Origin of the sequence: Nonomuraea sp. B19D2 (assembly GCF_040137845.1) — a bacterium.
In the GTDB taxonomy this organism is placed as follows: domain Bacteria; phylum Actinomycetota; class Actinomycetes; order Streptosporangiales; family Streptosporangiaceae; genus Nonomuraea.
On record NZ_JBEFAK010000044.1, the window covers coordinates 70,686 to 89,342 of the forward strand.

An 18,657-nucleotide genomic window follows, 5' to 3' on the forward strand; every position below is an offset into this window, starting at 1 on the left:
GCCGCCAAGGCGTACCCCTTGGCGGGCAGGTGGCGGGCGCGGCCGGCGCCTCACTCGCCGGTCATCGCGGCATGGAGGCGCAGGTACGGCTCGGCGTCCTTCGGCCTGTTCTGGCGCTGCAGCGTACGGCCGAGCAGCAGGCAGGCGTACCCCTCCGCCGGGTCGCGCTCCAGGACCAGCCGGAGCTCTGCCTCGGCCCGGCGGAGCTGGGCCGAGTGGTAATAGGCGCGGGCCAGCAGCAGCCGGGCCGCCAGGTTGTCCGGCGCCGCGGCCACCACCCGGGCCAGGATGCGAGCGGCCCCGATGTAGTCCTCCGAGTCGAAGAACAGGCGACCACGCTCGTACTCCTCGGCCAGCCTCTCGATCGGCATGTCACTCCTCTCCGGTGTGCGGGACGCGTCCAGCGGGGATGACGCCCAGGCGGCCGGCCTGGTAGTCCTCCATCGCCTGAAGGATCTCGGCGCGGGTGTTCATCACGAAGGGGCCGTAGTGCACGACCGGCTCACGGATCGGCTGCCCGCCGAGCAGCAGCACCTCCAGGTTCGGCTCGGCCTGGGGCTGAGCCGGGTCGGCGGCGACGGTGAGCGCCCCGCCCTCGCCGAAGACGGCCAGCTGCCCCTTGCGTACCGGCTTGCGCTCGTCACCGGCGTAGCCCTGCCCGGCCAGCACGTAGGCGAGGGCGTTGAAGGCGGGGTTCCACGGCAGCTCCAGCCGCGCGCCGGGGCTCACCGTCGCGTGCACCATCGTGATCGGGGTGAACGTGATGCCGGGACCGGGGTGCCCGTCCAGCTCGCCGGCGATCACCCGCAGCAGCGCGCCGCCGTCGGCCGAGGCGAGCAGCGCCGTCTGGCGACCGCGGATGTCCTGGTAGCGGGGGAGGTGGAACTTGTGCGCGCGAGGCAGGTTGACCCAGAGCTGGACGCCGTGGAACAGCCCGCCCGAGACCACCAGGTGCTCCGGCGGCTTCTCGATGTGCAGCAGGCCCGATCCCGCGGTCATCCACTGGGTGTCGCCGTTGGTGATCGTGCCACCGCCGCCGTTGGAGTCCTGGTGCTCGAAGATGCCGTCGATGATGTAGGTGACGGTCTCGAAGCCGCGGTGCGGGTGCCAGGGGGTGCCCTTGGGCTCGCCGGGCGCGTACTCGACCTCACCCATCTGGTCCATGTGGATGAACGGGTCCAGCTGGGACTGCGGCACGCCGGCGAACGCGCGCCGTACCGGGAATCCCTCGCCTTCGAACCCGCTGGGCGCGGTCGTCACGGACCTCACGGGCCGCCGTGTGACGGAGGCCGGATCGGGCACGGCGACGCGCGGCAGCGTGAGGGTGTCGGCGGTGATGGCGGGCATGGCCCCTCCAACGTGGTTGAACTTTCAACTTGTGCTCGCCTTAACGCGTGGCCGCCGCCGGGCATTCCCTGCCCGCTGCAGTGCGCCCGGACGGCCTTGCTCTTTCCTTGATCGCAACTGCAAGACATCCCAACTGTCACGCTGGTAGCGTTTTGTACTGTCTGTTGATGCATAGTGGGGGTCCAGCGTGAACCAGCCGTTGCTGGAGGACGATCCGCGGCGGTTGGGTCCGTACGACATCGTCGCGCGCATCGGGCAGGGCGGCCAGGGTGTGGTCTACCTCGGGCGGGCGGAGACCGGCGAGCTGGTCGCCGTCAAGCTCCTCCATCGCGGCCTGCTGACCGACCCTGGCGCGCGGAGCAGGTTCCTCCGCGAGGTGGAGATCGCCCAGCGCGTGGCCAGGTTCTCCACCGCGCCCGTGCTCCACGCCGACGTCGCGGGGCAGCAGCCGTACATCGTCAGCGAGTACGTGCCCGGGTCCTCGCTGCAGGACCTCGTCACCGTCGAGGGGCCGCGGCGCGGCGCCGCGCTCGACCGGCTGGCCATCAGCACCGCGACCGCGCTGGCCGCCATCCACCGCGCCGGGATCCGGCACGGGGACTTCAAGCCCGGCAACATCCTGCTGGGACCGGAAGGTCCCGTTGTGATCGACTTCGGGGTCGCCCGCGCTCTGGACGCGCCGGGCACCACCTCGAGCGGATCGGTGATGGGGACGCCGTCCTATCTCGCGCCGGAGCAGCTCGGCGGGGTGCCGCTGACGGTGGCGGCCGACATCTTCGCGTGGGGCGGGACCATGGTGTTCGCCGCCTCGGGCCGGTCCGCGTTCGGCGCCGACTCCACCGCGGCGGTGATCAACCGCATCCTCAACCACGAGCCGGAGATCTCCGGGCTCAGCGGAACGCTGCTCGAACTCGTCACCGCCAGCCTGTCCAAGGACCCGGCCGCGCGGCCGAGCGCCGAGGACCTGGTCGTCCGGCTGACCTCGATGGCCACGCTGCCCCCGCCTCCCCCGCCGCCTCCGCCGCGCAGGCGGCGCCGTGCGCTGATCCTGACGCTCGCCGGCGGCGTCGCGGCGGCGCTGCTCGTGGCGGGCGGCTTGCTGATCAACTTGACCGGCCAGCCGGTGGGATCACTCCCCGAGGGGAGCTCGACGTCTCAGCCGCTGGTGCAATCCACCACGACCCAGCCCACGCTGCCGTCGAAGACCAAAATCACGGAACGGCGCACGATACCCCCGGCACCCAGGCAGACGCCCCGCCCCAAGACGTCGGCGCCCACCACCAAGCCGACCCGCGCCAAGGTGCCTGTGAAGACGCCGGTGGACAACGCGTCGAGGGTGGGCTCGACGCCCGAGCCGAGCTCCGGACCCACCCCGGAACCGACTCCCGAGACCAAGACCACCCCTCCGTTCAGCCCGACGTGGTCGCAGCCCACCCTTTCGAACCCTTTCACCTGCTGGCCCCAGACGTGTTGACAGCGGTGTTTCCGCTGTTCGACCGCGACCTTCACGCCTCGCTCAGCGTGTGATCATCCGCCGCGCTTTCCCGGTGAGATGGAGAGCAGTGCCTTCCCCTTCTCGATCGACACCAGGCTCACCTCCACCGGGGTGCGCGAGCGGAATCCGAAACTGGAACGCGAGCCCTCGCCCATCACCTGCTGTGCGCCGCCCCCGTGCGGGTACTCCACCCAGTACGTGAGCGTTTTCGACCTGACGGACACGATCTCGAACTTCGGGTAGTAGAACTTCTTGGCGTTGAGCGGGATCGTGACCGGTCTTGACACCTTCAGCAGGCAGTCTCCGTCGAAGCAGTCCTTGATCCTGGAGGTGGGCTTGCGGGACGGGGTCGCCTCGGGCGTGGGCGTAGGTGTCGGCGTGGTCGTGGGAGGCGCGGTCGTGGCGGGAGCGCTCGACGGGGCGGCGCTGGTCGAGGGGGCGGCGCTGGGGGAGGCCGCTCGTGGCGTGGCCTCCGGTGAGCCGCAACCCGCCAGGGCGCACAGGGCGAGCACGGGAAGGGCAACCGCGGGGAGCCGGCGCATGGTCGTGTCCCTCCAATCGCTAGGGGAGCCGGCGCCGGGTCAGCGCCGGTGCCACAGAACTACCCCACCGGTCCGGGGAGGGGTCCCCGCGACGCGAAGCGCGCACAGAAAGGACGGAAGATGGCCGCTGCTGAAGCTCACGAGGCCGATCGCGGTATGCCGCCGGCGACCGGAGGGCGGCGCATCCCTTGGGCCGACGTGCCTGCCCAGGTGCGGAGCTCGATCGAGGAACTGCTCGGAAGCAAGGTGATCAGCGCCGGCAGCCAGCCGGGCGGCTTCTCCGAGGGCGTGGCCGCCCGGTTGCGGCTTGCCGGCGGCGGAGGCGCGTTCGTCAAGGCGGTGAGCTCTCTGGTGACTCCCGGGGTGGCGCAGTTCCACCGCCGGGAGATCGAGATCACCCGGCGGCTCCCCGCCGGGGTGCCGGTACCCCGCCTGCTCGACGCCTATGACGACGGCACCTGGGTGGCCCTGGTGTTCGAGGACATCGATGGGCGGCTGCCGGCTCAGCCATGGCGGCGTGCGGAGTTCGACCGGGTGCTCGCCGCGGCTTCGGATCTGGCGCAGGCGCTGACCCCGTCCCCGATCGACTCGACGTCGCTGGGGCCAGCGCGGCTGGGCGGGTGGCGTGCGCTGGCGGACGAGGGCTCCCTGGGGAAACCGGCGGACCAGGGATTCCTGGGAGAGCTGGCGCCGTGGGCGGCCGATCACATGGAAAAGCTGATCGCCCTTGAGGAGGCGGCCCCTTCGACTCTCACCGGCGAGACGCTCCTGCACGGAGATCTCTATCCGTTCAACGTCATGCTCACCCCGGATCGGGTCTTCGTCGTCGACTGGCCGCACGCATGGGCCGGGCCCGCGTACTGCGATGTGCTCACGCTGCTGTCGAGCGCCTCGCTCAGCGGGCTGGACCCGCAGCCGTTCGCCGAGCGGCATCCGCTGACCCGCGACCTCGGCCCGGAACCGGTCAACGTCTTCCTGGCCGTGCACGCCGGCTTCCTGCTGCGGCTGGCCACGAACGCCGGGCCGGGCGCCGACCGCAACCTGGTCGGCATGGCGATCGCGTTGGGGGAGGCGTCGCTGCGCTGGCTGCGGCAGCGCATATGAGCCGCCCGTGCCCCGAGGGGCCGGGGCACGGGCGGGTCCGACTGGATCAGTCGCTGTAAGGAGCGATCGTGATCTTGTCGATCACGGGGGCGTACTGCGAGCGGAGCAGCACTCCAGGGAAGGTCTCCGAGGCGTAGGTGGTGCCGTCGAAGTTCGGCAGTTCCGCCGCGGAGAACTGCACCGCGTTCTCACCCTGCTTCAGCGTCACCGGGACCGTCAGCTCCCAGAAGTTGTTCTCGTGGAACGTGTGGGGGAACATGACGCGCTGCGGGGCGGCGCCGTTCACCGAGATGTCGGCGTGCCTGGCGAGCGGGTCCGGGTTGTAGTGCGTGGCGGGCGACTGCTCCGGGTTGGAGTAGCGGACGCGCACGGCGTACGTGCCGGGGGCGGGCGCCCGCACGTGGAAGGTGAGCGTATTGGCGTTGCCGGGCGCGCCGCCGACGCCGGTGACCGCGGCCTTGCCGCTGGCCAGGGAGAGCTGCGCCGCCTTGGCCGTACCGGCGAGCTGCGCGGACTCCGCCTCGTAGACGGTGGCGGGGAGCGCGCCGGCGGCCTGCCGCACCTCGAGGCGGTCGACCAGCGGCGTCCCGGACCTGCCGGTGACCGTGACCTTGTTGATGCCGCCGGACAGCGACACCGTCGCGGTTGAGGCGCCACGCCCCGCGTCCGTCACCGGCACGCCGTTGACGGCCACCGACGCCTTGCCGGAGCCGAGCAGCTTCAGGTCGAGACGGGCCGCGGCGTCCTGGGCGGAGTAGACCCAGAACGTGGCCGACTCGCCGCTGCCGACCGGAACGACCCCGGAGCCCGAGATGTCGCGTTCGTGCTGGTCCTCGTACGACGGGCGGGTTCCGTGCAGGTCGGCCAGCTCCGCCTCGTAGACGGAGGTGGCCGCTGCCGGGTTCGGCAGCGAGAGCCGGATCCGGTCGACGATCGCGTCGCCCTTGGTGGCCCTCGCGCCGTCCAGGCTGCGCGCGGCCAGGGAGATGACGTGCTTGCCCGCCGGCAGCTCCACGGTGGTGTCCGCGTGGTCCCAGACCACCCACTTGTAGCCCAGCGGCAGGAACAGCTCCTGCTCCGCGCCCCCGTCGACGCGGACGAAGACGTTGGTCGGGCCCTGCTCGCGCACCCGGTCGAAGGTGTTGAGCGAGTTGGCGAACACGCTCAGGTCGTACCGGCCGGCCTGCGGGACCTCGACGGTGAAGTCGAGCACGCCGTCCGAGCCGGTACGCAGCCCGCCCACGTCGTAGCGGCCGGAGGTGTAGAACTTCGACACGTCCGCGGGGGAGCCCTCGGGGCCGTTGCGGCTGTAGCCGCCGCCGGTGTACTTGGCGTCCTCCGCCTCGTACGACCGCTCCCACAGCTTGGGCGAGGGCGCCGTCACAGTGCCGGCGCCGGCGGGGGTGAGGACGATCTCGTACGCCGACGACTCCGTGAGCTTCTGCAGGTCGATGACCACGGTGCCGTCCTGGACCGCGACGTCCCGCTCGGCGACGATCTCCGGCTGCGCCGAGTCGCCGATCTGGCCGGTCCACGGGATCTCCCGTACCCACGCGTGCACCTTGCGGCCGAACACGCCCGCCGGGACGTTCTCGAAGCGGATGTGCCCGGCGCTGTCGGCGCCGCCGAAGATCGCGCGGGCCTGCTTCTTGCCGGGGTCGAGCGTCGCGACGCCCTGCAGGGTGTAGTTCTGCCCGGGGTACGGCGGCGTGACCTGCACGGTGTGCCCGCTCATGCTGCCGTAGGCGTTGAACAGCCACCACTGGCCGTTGCCCCGGTTGGCCTGCACGGCGGAGTCGGACAGGTTGCCGTCGATGTTCCAGTACGCGATGTCCGCGTCCACCTTCGACTCCTCGATGGCCGACACCCACTGGATCATCTGGCCGGGCACCGACGTGTGGTAGTTGAAGGCGTACTCGTTGACGTTGACGGGCAACTGCTTGCCCGCGTACTTCGTGCCCGCGAAGACCTCGGCCTCCATCTGGCGGTAGCGCTTGACGCTCTCCCTGACCTGCTCGGGGTGGCTGAGCTCGTGCCAGGTCAGCACGTCGGGGACGGTGTCCGCCTGGACGACGTGCTGGAGGTAGCCCTTCACCTGGGCGTACAGCACGCTCGTGTTGGGCCCGGCGATCCGGGCGTCCGGCATCCTGCCCTTGATGAGCGCGTAGACGTCGTCCCACGCCTTGAAGTAGTCGCGCGGGTCACTGAGCCAGCTGACCCGGTTGTAGCTCCACTCGCCGGTGCCGAACATGTTGCCCTCGGGCTCGTTGAATGGCACGAAGACTATGTTGTCCCGATATTTCGGGTCTAGCTGGAGGACCTGGTCCACCTGCTTGGCGATCTTCTGCTTGAACAGGTCGAGCTTCTCCTGCGGGGTGCTTCCGGGCCACTGGTACGGGAAGCCGCGGTGGATGTCGGTCATGTAGATGTACACGTCGCCGTCGGTGCTGTCGGCGAGCGGCTTGACCACCTCCAGCGCGTCGGCTCCGGGGTGCTGCGGGCCGTCCTGGGCCTTGGTCGAGACCGTGCGCAGCCGCATGCCCTCGATCAGGTTGTTCGTCGGCACGCCCGGCCCATACAGACCGTAGAGCGTGCCGGACGCGCCGCCGTGGAAGGCTCCGGTGTCCTTGGCGAGGTCGATGACGAGCTGGCCCTCGCGGATCACGGTGACGGTGGCGGTGACGGGGCGGTCGCCTGCGGTGCCCTGCACGGTGAAGGTGCCGGCGGCGGCGTAGTCCTTCGGATCCACGGGCGACCAGGCGATGGGCAGGTCGCGGTCGTAGCCGTCGGTGAAGGTGGCGCGGACCGCGGCCGGCAGAGCCGGCGCGGTGCCGATGGTCGTACGGACGGCGAAGGCGTCCTGGGCCAGGCCCGTCGGCGTGGGCGTCGTGCCTCCGGCGACGGCGGCCACCTGCTCCGCCGACAGCGCGGCGCCGTAGACGCGGAAATCGTCGATCGCGCCGTCGAACAGCGGATCCTGGTAGAACGAGCGCCCGATGAAACCGGCGGACGTCGTGGCGGCGTCGATCAGCTGCGCGGCGGTCACCGTGGTGGCGGCGGAGGCGACGGCGGCTCCGTCGAGGTAGGTGGTGACGCGCTTGGCGGCGGTGTCGAGGGTGACCGTCAGCGTCTTCCAGGCGCCGGCCGGCAGCGGGGCATAGCCCGTCACCTTGGCCTCGCCCCCGCCGCCCGAGGTGGTGACCGCCGTGCGCAGGCGGCCGTCACCGTTGTACGGCGTGCTGAACAGGTAGCGGCTGGTGTCCTTGCCGAGGGCGTAGATCCACTGCCAGGGGGAGGCGGTGCCGTCCCACTTCACCCGGGCCGACACCGTCAGGTCGGTCCTGTCCTTGATCGCGGCCAGTGGCAGCCGCACGTAGGCGCCGTCGGAGGTCGGCGCGCCGCCGGGCAGGTTCAGGGCGTGGCCTGCGCCCGCGCCGTCCACCAGCGCGGCGGTGGAGCCGTTGACCAGCGTCCCGTCCAGGCCGTTGCCGGAGGAGTCGCTGATCGTGCCGGTGGACAGGTCGTCCGTGTCGAACGCGTAGACGAGCACGGGAGCGGGCGGGTCCGCGGTCGCCGCATCGGCGACGCTTGTGGTTAACGTCATGGTGAGGGCGGCCGGGAGCAGCCCGGCACGCATGGCCTTGGTGATGCTCGGGAATGTCATCACGATGTCCCTGGGAGGTGTGAGCGTTAACAGTTCTCAGGGAGGGCTTGGGCAACGCAACTGAGGGTTCCGCGTAGGTTACGTAGCCGCGCCCCGCACGTCAATGGGTCGATCTTTTGTGTTTCCGGCATGTCACGATTCGGTATCGCCGGAAACCCTTGCTCTTGACGCCTGCTGCCTGCCGGCGCGACAGTCGAGCCACATCGTTGAACCGGTTCGCTGATCCCGGTGATCACAGGATGAGACCGTCCGGCCCCGGGCCGGTTCGATCCTGCCAATTACCAGGACAAGGCGCCATCAGGTCAATGATGTGAGGGTATTCGCAACGCAACTGTCGAACCGGTTCAACTACAGGAGGTGAGTGTGGCGACGATCGGAGACGTGGCCCGGGAGGCCGGGGTGAGCCGCAGCACGGCGTCGTACGCGTTGTCGGGCAAGCGGCCCATCTCGGAGGAGGTCCGCCGCCGCGTGCTGGCGGCCGCCGAGGCGCTCGCGTACACGCCGAACGCAGGCGCTCGCGCGCTGGCCACATCCCAGACCAAGGTCCTCGGTCTGCTCGCCCAGTTCCACGAAGACGAGTTCGCGCCCGCGATGATGCAGTACCTCCTGGGCGTCACCGACACCGCCCGTGACCTGGGCTACGACACGCTGCTGGTCACCGAGGCCGACGGGGCCCGGGCGCTGCGGCGCATCACCGACTCGCGCATGGTGGACGGCGTCGTCCTCATGAACATCGCGCAGGACGACCCGAGGCTGCCCATCCTGCGGGCGGCCCCGCAGCCGGGCGCCCTGGTCGGCCTGCCGGGTGACTGCTCGGGGCTGGATGTGTTCGACCTCGACTTCGAGGAGGCCGGCCGGGTGATGGTGGACCACCTCCACCGCCTCGGCCACCGCGAGCTCATCCTGATCTCGCAGCCCGAGCACGTGGTCGAGCGGGGCGGCGCGTACGTGTGGCGGCTGCGCGACGCCGCGCTCGAACGGGCCAGGCAGCTCGGCGTCACCCTGCACGCGGTGTACGGCGAGTCGCGGCAGCCGGCCGTCGGCCGCCTGCTCAACGCGCTGCTCGACGCCTACCCGTCGGCGACCGGCCTGCTGATCAACAACGAGGCGGCCACGGCGGCGCTGCCCTCCGTCGCCCACGAGCGAGGGCTGCGCGTGCCCGGGGACCTGTCGGTCATCGGGCGCTACTCCGCCGAGTTCGCCGCGACCTTCTCCCTGCCCTATTCGTTCATCGAGAGCGCGCCCGACCGCCTCGGGTCCATGGCGGTGCGCCAGCTCGTGCGCCGCGTGGAGTCGCCGGCGGCGCGCGACGAGCCGTTCGTGGTGCGCTTCATCTCTCCCGAACTGGTCTCCCGGGGCAGCACCGCACCCCCGGGAGCGCCTCTCCCGAACGCCCGCTAGCCGCGGGCCCGACCCCTCGAACCCTTCTGGTCGCGCTCGTTGTGAGCGCTAACATTGGAGTAGTCGATGAACCGTCCGTCGATGTCCACGAGGGCGGCGGTCTTCGGAACCGCCGTCCTGGCGCTGTCCGCTCTGGCCGCCTGCGCGTCCGCTCCCCAGGGCGGCGCCACCGCCACCGCCTCCGCAGACGGCGGAGCAGGCGGGAGCGCCTACACGTGGTGGGACCCCTATCCTCAGCACGACGCGTCCTCCGCCTGGGCGAAGCGGGTGGACTCCTGCGGGCAGCAGGCCGGCGTCACCATCAAGCGCACGGCCTACGACACGACCGCGCTGACCAACCAGGCCCTGCTCGCCGGCCAGGAAGGCAACGCGCCGGACGTCATCCTCCTCGACAACCCCGCCGTCTCGACGCTCGCGGACGCGGGGATGCTCAGCACGATGTCCGACTTCGGCCTGGACACGGCCAGGTTCGACAAGAACCTCATCGCCGCCGGCGAGCTGGACGGCAAGGCGTACGGCATCCCGATCGGCGCGAACACGCTCGCGCTCTACTACAACAAGAAGATCCTCGACGCGGCCGGCGTCGACCCGAAGTCGATCAAGGACTGGGCCTCGCTCAACGCGGCGCTGCAGAAGGTCAAGGCCGCGGGCAAGAAGCCGATCACGTTCTCGGCCATCGGCACGGAGGAGGGCTCGTTCCAGTTCCTGCCGTGGTTCTGGGGCTCCGGCGCGCAGCTCACCCAGCTCGACTCGCCCCAGGCCGTCGCGGCCCTCGACCTGTGGACGAAGTGGGTCAAGGACGGCACCGCCCCCAACTCGGTCATCAGCAACTCCCAGAACACCACCTGGGAGGAGTTCCTGACCGGGCAGTTCGCGTTCGCCGAGAACGGCACCTGGCAGATCAACAGCGCCAAGAAGGCGGGCTTCCCCACCGGGATCGTGCAGATCCCCGGCAAGGACGGAGGCATCGCCCCCACGCCCACGGGCGGCGAGTTCATCACGGTCCCGGTGCAGAAGGACACCAAGCGCTACGCCGCCACCAAGAAGATCCTCGAGTGCATGACGACGCCCGAGGGCCTGGTGGAGACCGGTACGACGTTCGCGTACTACATCCCCTCCACCGCCGAGGGCCAGCAGGCGATCCTGGCCAAGGAGCCCGAGCTGAAGCCGTGGGTCGACGCCGTGCGCTCGGCCAAGGGCCGGACCAGCGACAACCTCGGCACCAAGTACCCGAAGATCTCCGAGGCGCTGTGGACCGGGGTGCAGAAGGCGCTGAGCGGCTCGGCCAGCCCCGCCGACGCGCTCAAGGAGGCACAGGCCCAGGCGAAGCAGGCCACCGGCAGCTGATCCGATGACATCTCTTCGCACCGAAGCGGTCATGACGCGCAGAGCGGTTCACGCGGCCCCTAGGCGACGGTCCCGGCAGTGGACGGCCTTCGCCTTCCTCGCCCCGCTCGTGATCTACCTGGTCGCCTTCTACGCCTACCCGCTCTACCGCAACATCGACCTCAGCGTGCACGACTACACGCCGCGGGCGTTCGTGCGGGGCGACCCCGAGTTCACCGGGCTGGCCAACTACGTGGCCATCCTGTCCGACGACACATTCGCCGCGGCGCTGCGCAACACGGCCCTGTTCACCCTGGTCTCCATCGCCGCCCAGTACGCCATCGGCCTGGCGCTCGCGGTCTTCTTCCACCGCAACTTCCGCCTGTCCGCGGTGCTGCGCGCGATGTTCCTCGTGCCGTGGCTGCTGCCGCTGATCGTCTCCGCCTCGACCTGGTCGTGGATGCTCAACAGCGACAACGGCATCGTCAACGCGGCCCTGCAGGCGTTCGGGATCGGCCAGATCAACTGGCTCACGTCCCCCGACACCTCGCTGCTGGCCGTCACCATCGCCAACATCTGGCTCGGCATCCCGTTCAACCTGGTCATCCTGTACGCCGGGCTGCAGAACATCCCGGCCGACCTGTACGAGGCCGCCGGGCTGGACGGGGCGAACGGCCGGCAGCGGTTCTGGCGCATCACCTTCCCGCTGCTGCGCCCGGTGTCGGCGATCACGCTGCTGCTCGGCCTGATCTACACGCTCAAGGTCGTCGACATCATCTGGATCATGACGAAGGGCGGGCCGGCGGACGCCTCGACCACGCTGGCCATCTGGTCGTACCGCGAGGCGTTCGGCACCGGCCAGCCCGACTTCTCACCGGCGGCGGCCGTCGGCAACCTGCTCATCCTCATCGCCTTCGCCGCCGGACTCCTGCACGTGCGCCTGCAGCGCAAGGAGGACCGCGCATGAAGACCTCCCCCTGGAAGACCGTGGTGGGCGTCGTCCTCGTCGGGCTGATGCTCTTCCCGGTCTACTGGATGTTCAACGTCTCGCTCACCAAGACGGGCGACATGCGCGCGGACCCGCCGCACTGGTTCCCCTGGAACCCCACGTTCGAGGGGTACGCCGCGGCGTTCGCCCAGCAGCTGCCGGCCCTGGCCACGAGCCTGTTCATCGGCCTCGGCACCGTCGCGCTCACGCTGGTCGTGGCCCTGCCCGCCGGATACTCGCTGGCCAAGCTGCGGCCGCTCGGCGCGCGCGGGATGGACTTCCTGCTGCTGGTCGCGCAGATGATCCCCGGCGTCGTCATGGCCATGGGCTTCTACGCGATCTACATCAGGCTCGGGATGCTCAACACCGTCCCTGGTCTGATCGTCGCCGACTCGACGCTGGCCGTGCCGTTCGGGGTGCTGCTCTTCCGGGCGTTCATGGCGAGCATCCCCGGCGAGCTCATGGCGGCGGCGCAGATCGACGGGGCGAGCACCTGGCGCACGTTCCGGTCGATCATCCTGCCGCTGAGCCGCAACTCGGTGATCACGGTCTCGCTCTTCGCGTTCCTGTGGGCGTGGTCGGACTTCATCTTCGCCTCGACCCTCAACCGCAACAGCGACGTTATCCCGATCACGCTCGGCATCTTCCGCTACATCGGCAACAACACCACGCAGTGGAACTCGATCATGGCGACCGCCGTGATCGCGTCCATCCCCGCGGCCTTCCTCCTGGTCCTCGCGCAGCGCTACATCGCCGCCGGGGTCACCGCGGGCGCGGTGAAGGACTGAAACCCCCATTCGTCGAAAGGTTCACCACATGACCAGCCCCGTGCTGCCGTCGCACGGCCGGGTACGCCCTCTCGGGCTCGCGCAGGTCTCCATCACCGGAGGGTTCTGGGGGAGCCGGCAGGCCGTCAACGCCACGGCCACGCTCTCGCACTGCGAGTCGTGGATGGAGCGCCTCGGCTGGCTGGCGAACTTCGATCGTGTCGCCGACGGCACGACCTCGCCCGACCGCCCCGGCTGGTCGTTCTCCGACTCGGAGGTCTACAAGCTCCTGGAGGCCCTGTCCTGGGAGTGGGGCCGTACCGGCGACCCGGAGGCGGAGGCGGCGATCAAGCGGCTCACCGCGCGCGTCGCCCGCGCCCAGGACCAGGACGGGTACCTCAACACCTGCTTCGGGCACGGCGAGCAGCCGCCGCGCTACAGCGACCTCGAGATGGGCCACGAGCTCTACAACACCGGCCACCTCCTGCAGGCGGCGGTGGCCCGGCTGCGCACGTACGGCGAGGACGAGCTGGTACGGATCGCGCGGCGGGCCGCGGACCACGTGTGCCGCACGTTCGGCCCGGACGGCAGGGCCGGGATCTGCGGGCATCCGGAGATCGAGGTCGGCCTCGCCGAGTTCGGCCGGGCACTGGGGGAGGAGCGCTACATCGAGCAGGCCCGCCTCTTCCTCGACCGCCGCGGGCACGGCACGCTCAGGGACATCCCGCTGGGACGCGCCTACTTCCAGGACGACATCCCGATCCGGCAGGCCGACGTGTGGCGCGGCCACGCCGTCCGCGCGCTCTACCTCACCGCCGCGGCCGTGGACGTCGCCGTCGAACGCGGCGACGACGAGTTGCTGAGCGCCGTGGAACGGCAATGGGAGCGCTCGGTCGCGCGCCGCACCTACATCACGGGCGGCATGGGCTCGCGCCACCAGGACGAGGGCTTCGGCGAGGACTGGGAGCTGCCGCCGGACCGGGCCTACTGCGAGACGTGCGCCGGCGTCGCCTCGATCATGGTCTCCTGGCGCCTCCACCTCGCCACCGGCGACGTCCGCTACGCAGATCTGATCGAGCGCACGCTCTACAACGTCATCGCGACCTCCCCGAGCCCCGACGGCACGGCGTTCTTCTACGCCAACCCCCTCCACCAGCGGGCCTCGGGCAGGCCGGCGGACGCGGACGAGGTGAGCCCGCGGGCCGAGGCCGGCGTCAGGGCCGCCTGGTTCGACGTCTCGTGCTGCCCCACCAACGTCGCCCGCACCCTGGCCGGCCTCCAGGGCTACCTCGCCACCGCCGACGACGACGGCCTCCAGATCCACCAGTACGCCCCCTCGACCATCCGCGCCGAGCTGCCGGACGGGCGGGAGCCGGCGGTGGAGGTCGAGACCGCCTACCCCGAAAGCGGAACCATCCGCGTCCGGATCATGAACGACGGGCTCTGGACGCTCGCCCTGCGGGTCCCCGCCTGGGCCGCCGGCGCCACACTCGTCGAGGACGGGCGGGCGCGCCCGGTCGAGCCCGGCATGGCCACGGTGCGGCGGGCCTTCCGGGCGGGCGAGGTCATCACGCTCGAACTGCCGATGGAGCCCCGCTTCACCTGGCCGGACCCCCGCATCGACGCCGTACGCGGCTGCGTCGCCGTCGAGCGGGGCCCCGAGGTCCTGTGCGTCGAGTCCCACGACCTTCCGCACCCCGGCGGGCTCGACGCCCTGGCGATCGACCCACTGTCCGGGCCGCGGGCCGAGCCCGGCGGCGCCCGGGTCCGCGGCCGCCTGGCCGCACCCCCCGACCGGCTGTGGGCCTACTCCGGTGCCGCGGCTGCTTCCGCGGCGGACGTCGAGTGGATCGACGTGCCGCTGCGGCCGTACCACTCGTGGGCCCATCGCGGCCCGTCGAGCATGCGCGTCTGGTTGCCCATCGAGAAGGAGTGACACCATGTCCCGATTCCGAGTGCTCGCCTTAGCCCTGGTCACCACGGCCACGGCTCTGGTGACCACCGCGCCCCCGGCCGCGGCGGCGGGCGCGACGCTGACCGTCAACGTCGCGCAGCCGTTCAGGCCGGTCACCCACGTCGCCTCCGGCGGCCTGTACGGCCTGGCCGAGAACTCCCGGCCGGCCGACTCCACCCTGCTCCCGATCAAGGTGAACTCCCTGACCCAGCCCGCGCCCGGCGTCGGCCAGCGTCCCAACGGCCAGCCGCCCGGCGGCGACTCCCTGCTGGTGGCCCCGCAGGCCACCCGGGTCGGCGCGGGCGAGTTCATCCGCATGCCCGACATCTACCCCGACTTCCCCTACAGGTGGGTGAGCTGGGACGACTGGCTGGCCAAGGTCAACACCATGGTCAACGCCCGGCTGTCGGCCACCACGGTTACGAACGTCATCGGCTGGGAGCTCTGGAACGAGCCCGACTACACCTGGAACACCGCCGCCGCGGGCAACTTCAACGACGCCTGGGTGCGTACGTACCGGGCGGTGCGCGCGCTCGACACCCTCACGCCGATCGTCGGACCCAGCACCGCCACCTACAACCGCTCCTGGATGCAGTCGTTCCTCACCAACGCCAAGAACACCGGCACCCTGCCCGACATCATCTGCTGGCACGAGCTGCAGAACCCCACCAGGATCGCCTCCGACATCGCCGACTACCGCAACCTTGAGTCCTCGCTCGGCATCAGCCCGCGCCGCATCTCCATCAACGAGTACGCCGCCACCAGCGAGGTCGACGTGCCCGGCCGGATCGCGAGCTACGTCGCCAAACTGGAGCGGGGCGGCGTCGAGTCCGCGCACCGGGCCTTCTGGTACGAGTACGGCACCATGAACGGCCTGGTCGTCAACAACAACCAGCCCACCGGCACCTGGTGGCTGTACAAGTGGTACGGCGACATGGCCGGCAACATGGTCACGACCACGTCGACCACGACGACAGGGCTGGACGGCTTCGCCTCCTACGACCCCACCCGCAAGATCGTCAACGTGGTGTTCGGCAACGAGGCCGGCACCAACACCGTCAACCTCACGGGCCTCGGCGCGCTCGGCTCCAGCGTCCGCGTCACCCTGTCGTCCACCCCGTCCAGCGGCCGCTTCACCGCGGTCACCGCCCCCACCACGATCTCCACGACGACCCAGACGGTCAGCGGCGGGCAGCTCAGCGTGTCCGTGCCCAACATGTCGGCCACCAGCGCCTACCAGCTCGTCGTCGAGCCGGTCAGCGGGGTGCCCGCCTACCAGCAGCGATACGAGGCCGAGAACGCCTCCGTGTTCCGCGCCCAGCGGCTGAGCGCCTCCAGCGCGTCGGGCGGCGGCTACGTGGGCCGGATCGACAACTCGGGCACGCCGCGCACCGACAGCTACGTCGACTTCGTGGTGAACGTGCCCACCGCGCGCTCGTACACGATGACCCTCGGGTACGCCAACGGCACCGGCGCCACCGCGACCCAGGGGCTGGCCTACAACGGCGGCCCGTGGACCACCGTCAGCTACCCGCCCACCTCGGGCTGGGGGCAGTTCGGCGCCACGATCAGCACCACTGTCACCCTCCGGGCCGGCTACAACGTGATCCGCCTGGCCAAGGGCTCGCCGTACTTCGCGGGCGGCACCGGGTACGCCGAACTCGACTACATCCAGGTCACCTGACGTGAGCCCCGGCGATCCGGCGGGTCCGCGCCGGATCGCCGGGCAGCGCGATCAGTACGTGGCGGGCATCTGGGTGGCCAGGCCGTTGCTCACGGCGAAGGAACCCTCGACGCGGATGCGCCAGGCGTCGAGCGAGGTGACGCTCGCACTCCTGGCACTGAGCGGTATTGCTCCACGTTGAATGCTGAGGTGATGAGGGCGCGGACCTGGTCGAGGGCGGCCTGCTCGGTGCATGCCAGGGCGTGGCGCGTGGGCGGCCGTAGCGACACTGCCATGGCTGCCGCCGGTGGCGCTGGTCGGCGCGACAGCAGCCGGAGTCCTGTGGCTCAAGCGAGGTTCCCGGTGCTCTCCACGTTGTCCTCCGATGATCACGGGAATGCCGAGGTCGACGACGCGGCGGTTGGAGGGCGTCGGTCGAGCTGGGCGAGTTTGTCCTCCGCTCCGGCGACGCTGACCCGGAGCCCTTCGACCTCTCCGAGCGGGGGCTCGGGCTCCACCTCGCCAGCAGCGCCAAGTACGAAAACCAGACGGGTGTAGCTCGTTCTGAGGGAGCGGCTGAGCTGGGGATTCATGGTTGGGGGTGGCCAGATGGGCGGCGTTGCCAGGGACGGCCATGTGCCACGTCCGTTTCCCTCACTCGACCGCGCCTGCCGCCGAGTAAGTGACGAGGGTCTGATCGGGGTTGTCTGCGAGTTGCAGCACGACGTGGCTGTAGTTGAGTGGCCCGAGTCTTGGATGGCGAAGCTTCTTCGATCCGTTGCCCACCGCCGCGACGTCATGCCGCGGCCACCACTGCCGGATCTCCTCGCTGTCCGCCTTCAACTCCTCGATCAGGGCCTCGAAGCCAGGATCGTCTGGGTGCCTGGCCGCCGCCAGCCGGAACCGGCCGAGCATGGCCCGGGCCTCCGGTTCCCATTCGAGATACACCGTTCGGGCGCGCGGCGCGGTGAACATCCAGCGCACGAGGTTGCGCTCGCCGCCGGGCAGCGCGTCCCAGTCGGCGAACAGTTCACGCGCGGCGGGGTTGGCAGCCAGCACGTCCCAGCGGCGTCCCTTGATGATCGTCGGGAACGGCTGGAGCCGCTGTACCAGGGCGACCGCTTCGGGATCGATCCACTCCGCCGGTGCCGCGGCGGCCGCAGCGCCGAGCCCGTCCTCACCGCCGCGAGCCAGCACCCGCAGGTACTGTCGTTCTGCGGCGGACATCCGCAGCGCGTCGGCCAGGGCGTCCAGCACCTGAGCCGAGGGCCGCACAGGTCGGCCCTGCTCGAGGAACGTGTAGTAGGTAACGGACATGTTGGCCAGCAGCGCGACCTCCTCGCGGCGCAGTCCCGCCGTGCGCCGGCGGCTTCCGGCAGGCAGGCCGACATCGCTGGGACGCAGGCGCTCGCGCCGGGACCGGAGCAACTGCCCCAGGGCCCGAAGGTCACCGATTGCTGGCATACAGCGCAGCCTAGTCATGCCAGTACCAGTAACAGGCTGCTCTGGTTACCAGTTTCAGCCTCGCCCATGCTGGACCCATGGCGATCATCCCGGAAACCATCACCATCCCCGTGGCCGACGGCACCTCTTTGCCCGCCTACCTGGCCCGCCCGGCCGGCCGCGCCGCCCCGGTCGCGGTGATCGTGGCGCACGAGCTCTTCGCGGTGAACCCGGACATCCGGGGCGTGGCCGATGCCTTGGCGCAGGCCGGGTATCTGGCCCTCGTGCCGGAGTTCTATCACCGGCACGCCGAACCGGGCCGCTGGCTCGAACGCACCGACGCTGGGCGCCGAGAAGGATTTGCCCTCCTGCATCAGTTGCGCCGGCAGCACGCCCTGGCCGATGCGGAGGCCTGCCTGAGCTGGCTGGGCGCGCAGCCAGACATTCAGCGAACCGCGATGATCGGCTTCAGCGCCGGGGGCCACCTGGCCTACCTGGCAGCCTGCCAACTGCCGATCAGCCACACCGCCGTGCTGTACGGCGGCTGGCTGCCCACCACTGATATCCCGATGAGCCGGCCCACCCCCACCCTCGACCTGACCCCTGGGATCAGCGGCCGACTACTCTATCTGGTCGGCGAGGACGACACACTGATCGACGCGGGCCAGCGCGGCCAGATCCGCGGCGCACTGGAGCAGGCCGGCGTTGAGCACGAACTGGTCGTCTACCCCGACGTCGGTCACGCGTTCTTCTGGCCCGGCACGCCGGCCTTCGACCAGAAGGCCCGAGACCACGCCTGGAACAGGATCCTGAACCTGCTCGCCAATTCTTGAGACTGTCGGGTAGCGGCGGCACGTTGCCGTGCCGCCGCCCCCTCAGAACCGGGCGAGCGGGCTTTCCCCGCACCACGGCTCAAGCAAGCCCCGAGGGCTCGGCGGGTGAGAATGTGGCCGGTCTCCTGCG

15 protein-coding genes are annotated in these 18,657 nt (G+C 70.5%); 10 read left to right on the forward strand and 5 right to left on the reverse strand.

Going from position 1 to position 18,657, the window contains the following annotated elements; translation table 11 throughout:
* Positions 1 to 50: 50 nt before the first annotated feature.
* Positions 51 to 371, reverse strand: a complete 321-nt coding sequence (locus ABN273_RS47075; protein ID WP_349456118.1) for a tetratricopeptide repeat protein — start codon at positions 369 to 371, stop codon at positions 51 to 53.
* 1 nt (position 372) lies between these two features.
* Positions 373 to 1,347, reverse strand: coding sequence for a pirin family protein (locus tag ABN273_RS47080; RefSeq protein ID WP_349456119.1), 975 nt, complete (start codon positions 1,345 to 1,347; stop codon positions 373 to 375).
* A 187-nt stretch (positions 1,348 to 1,534) separates the two neighbouring features.
* Here ABN273_RS47080 and ABN273_RS47085 point away from each other — a divergent pair, with 187 nt between their 5' ends.
* Positions 1,535 to 2,821, forward strand: coding sequence for a serine/threonine protein kinase (locus ABN273_RS47085; RefSeq protein WP_349456120.1), 1,287 nt, complete (start codon positions 1,535 to 1,537; stop codon positions 2,819 to 2,821).
* A 53-nt stretch (positions 2,822 to 2,874) separates the two neighbouring features.
* Here ABN273_RS47085 and ABN273_RS47090 read toward each other — a convergent pair whose 3' ends face one another.
* The gene (locus ABN273_RS47090) at positions 2,875 to 3,384 is read right to left on the reverse strand and encodes a hypothetical protein (protein WP_349456121.1); all 510 of its coding nucleotides are present in this window, start codon (positions 3,382 to 3,384) and stop codon (positions 2,875 to 2,877) included.
* Between the two features lie 120 nt (positions 3,385 to 3,504).
* On the opposite strand from ABN273_RS47090, the gene ABN273_RS47095 reads away from it, so the two are divergent.
* Complete coding sequence (locus ABN273_RS47095; protein WP_349456122.1) at positions 3,505 to 4,488, forward strand: phosphotransferase family protein; 984 nt, start codon at positions 3,505 to 3,507, stop codon at positions 4,486 to 4,488.
* 46 nt (positions 4,489 to 4,534) lie between these two features.
* Here ABN273_RS47095 and ABN273_RS47100 read toward each other — a convergent pair whose 3' ends face one another.
* On the reverse strand, positions 4,535 to 8,152 hold the full coding sequence (locus ABN273_RS47100; protein ID WP_349456123.1) for a LamG-like jellyroll fold domain-containing protein: 3,618 nt from the start codon (positions 8,150 to 8,152) through the stop codon (positions 4,535 to 4,537).
* 363 nt (positions 8,153 to 8,515) lie between these two features.
* Between ABN273_RS47100 and ABN273_RS47105 the strand changes: the two genes are divergently transcribed.
* The 7 genes from ABN273_RS47105 to ABN273_RS47135 all read left to right on the forward strand — a co-directional run bounded on the left by ABN273_RS47105 (position 8,516) and on the right by ABN273_RS47135 (position 16,453).
* Positions 8,516 to 9,553 (forward strand): LacI family DNA-binding transcriptional regulator, encoded by a 1,038-nt coding sequence (locus tag ABN273_RS47105; RefSeq protein ID WP_349456124.1) that lies wholly within the window; start codon positions 8,516 to 8,518, stop codon positions 9,551 to 9,553.
* 66 nt (positions 9,554 to 9,619) lie between these two features.
* Positions 9,620 to 10,900: a sugar ABC transporter substrate-binding protein gene (locus tag ABN273_RS47110; RefSeq protein ID WP_349456125.1), complete on the forward strand. Its 1,281-nt coding sequence runs from the start codon at positions 9,620 to 9,622 to the stop codon at positions 10,898 to 10,900.
* Positions 10,901 to 10,931: 31 nt separating this feature from the next.
* Positions 10,932 to 11,846 carry a carbohydrate ABC transporter permease gene (locus ABN273_RS47115; protein ID WP_349456126.1) on the forward strand — a complete coding sequence of 305 codons (915 nt, stop codon included), beginning with the start codon at positions 10,932 to 10,934 and terminating at the stop codon, positions 11,844 to 11,846.
* Positions 11,843 to 12,655, forward strand: coding sequence for a carbohydrate ABC transporter permease (locus ABN273_RS47120; protein WP_349456127.1), 813 nt, complete (start codon positions 11,843 to 11,845; stop codon positions 12,653 to 12,655). Before ABN273_RS47115 ends, ABN273_RS47120 begins: the two co-directional genes overlap by 4 nt.
* A gap of 28 nt (positions 12,656 to 12,683) precedes the next feature.
* Positions 12,684 to 14,570, forward strand: coding sequence for a glycoside hydrolase family 127 protein (locus ABN273_RS47125; protein ID WP_349456128.1), 1,887 nt, complete (start codon positions 12,684 to 12,686; stop codon positions 14,568 to 14,570).
* A gap of 4 nt (positions 14,571 to 14,574) precedes the next feature.
* Positions 14,575 to 16,272: a CBM35 domain-containing protein gene (locus ABN273_RS47130; protein ID WP_349456129.1), complete on the forward strand. Its 1,698-nt coding sequence runs from the start codon at positions 14,575 to 14,577 to the stop codon at positions 16,270 to 16,272.
* Position 16,273: 1 nt separating this feature from the next.
* Complete coding sequence (locus tag ABN273_RS47135) at positions 16,274 to 16,453, forward strand: hypothetical protein (RefSeq protein WP_349456130.1); 180 nt, start codon at positions 16,274 to 16,276, stop codon at positions 16,451 to 16,453.
* A gap of 452 nt (positions 16,454 to 16,905) precedes the next feature.
* On the opposite strand, the gene ABN273_RS47140 is transcribed toward ABN273_RS47135, so the two are convergent.
* The gene (locus tag ABN273_RS47140) at positions 16,906 to 17,715 is read right to left on the reverse strand and encodes a helix-turn-helix transcriptional regulator (protein WP_349456131.1); all 810 of its coding nucleotides are present in this window, start codon (positions 17,713 to 17,715) and stop codon (positions 16,906 to 16,908) included.
* 77 nt (positions 17,716 to 17,792) lie between these two features.
* Here ABN273_RS47140 and ABN273_RS47145 point away from each other — a divergent pair, with 77 nt between their 5' ends.
* Positions 17,793 to 18,527, forward strand: coding sequence for a dienelactone hydrolase family protein (locus ABN273_RS47145; protein ID WP_349456132.1), 735 nt, complete (start codon positions 17,793 to 17,795; stop codon positions 18,525 to 18,527).
* Positions 18,528 to 18,657: the final 130 nt, after the last annotated feature.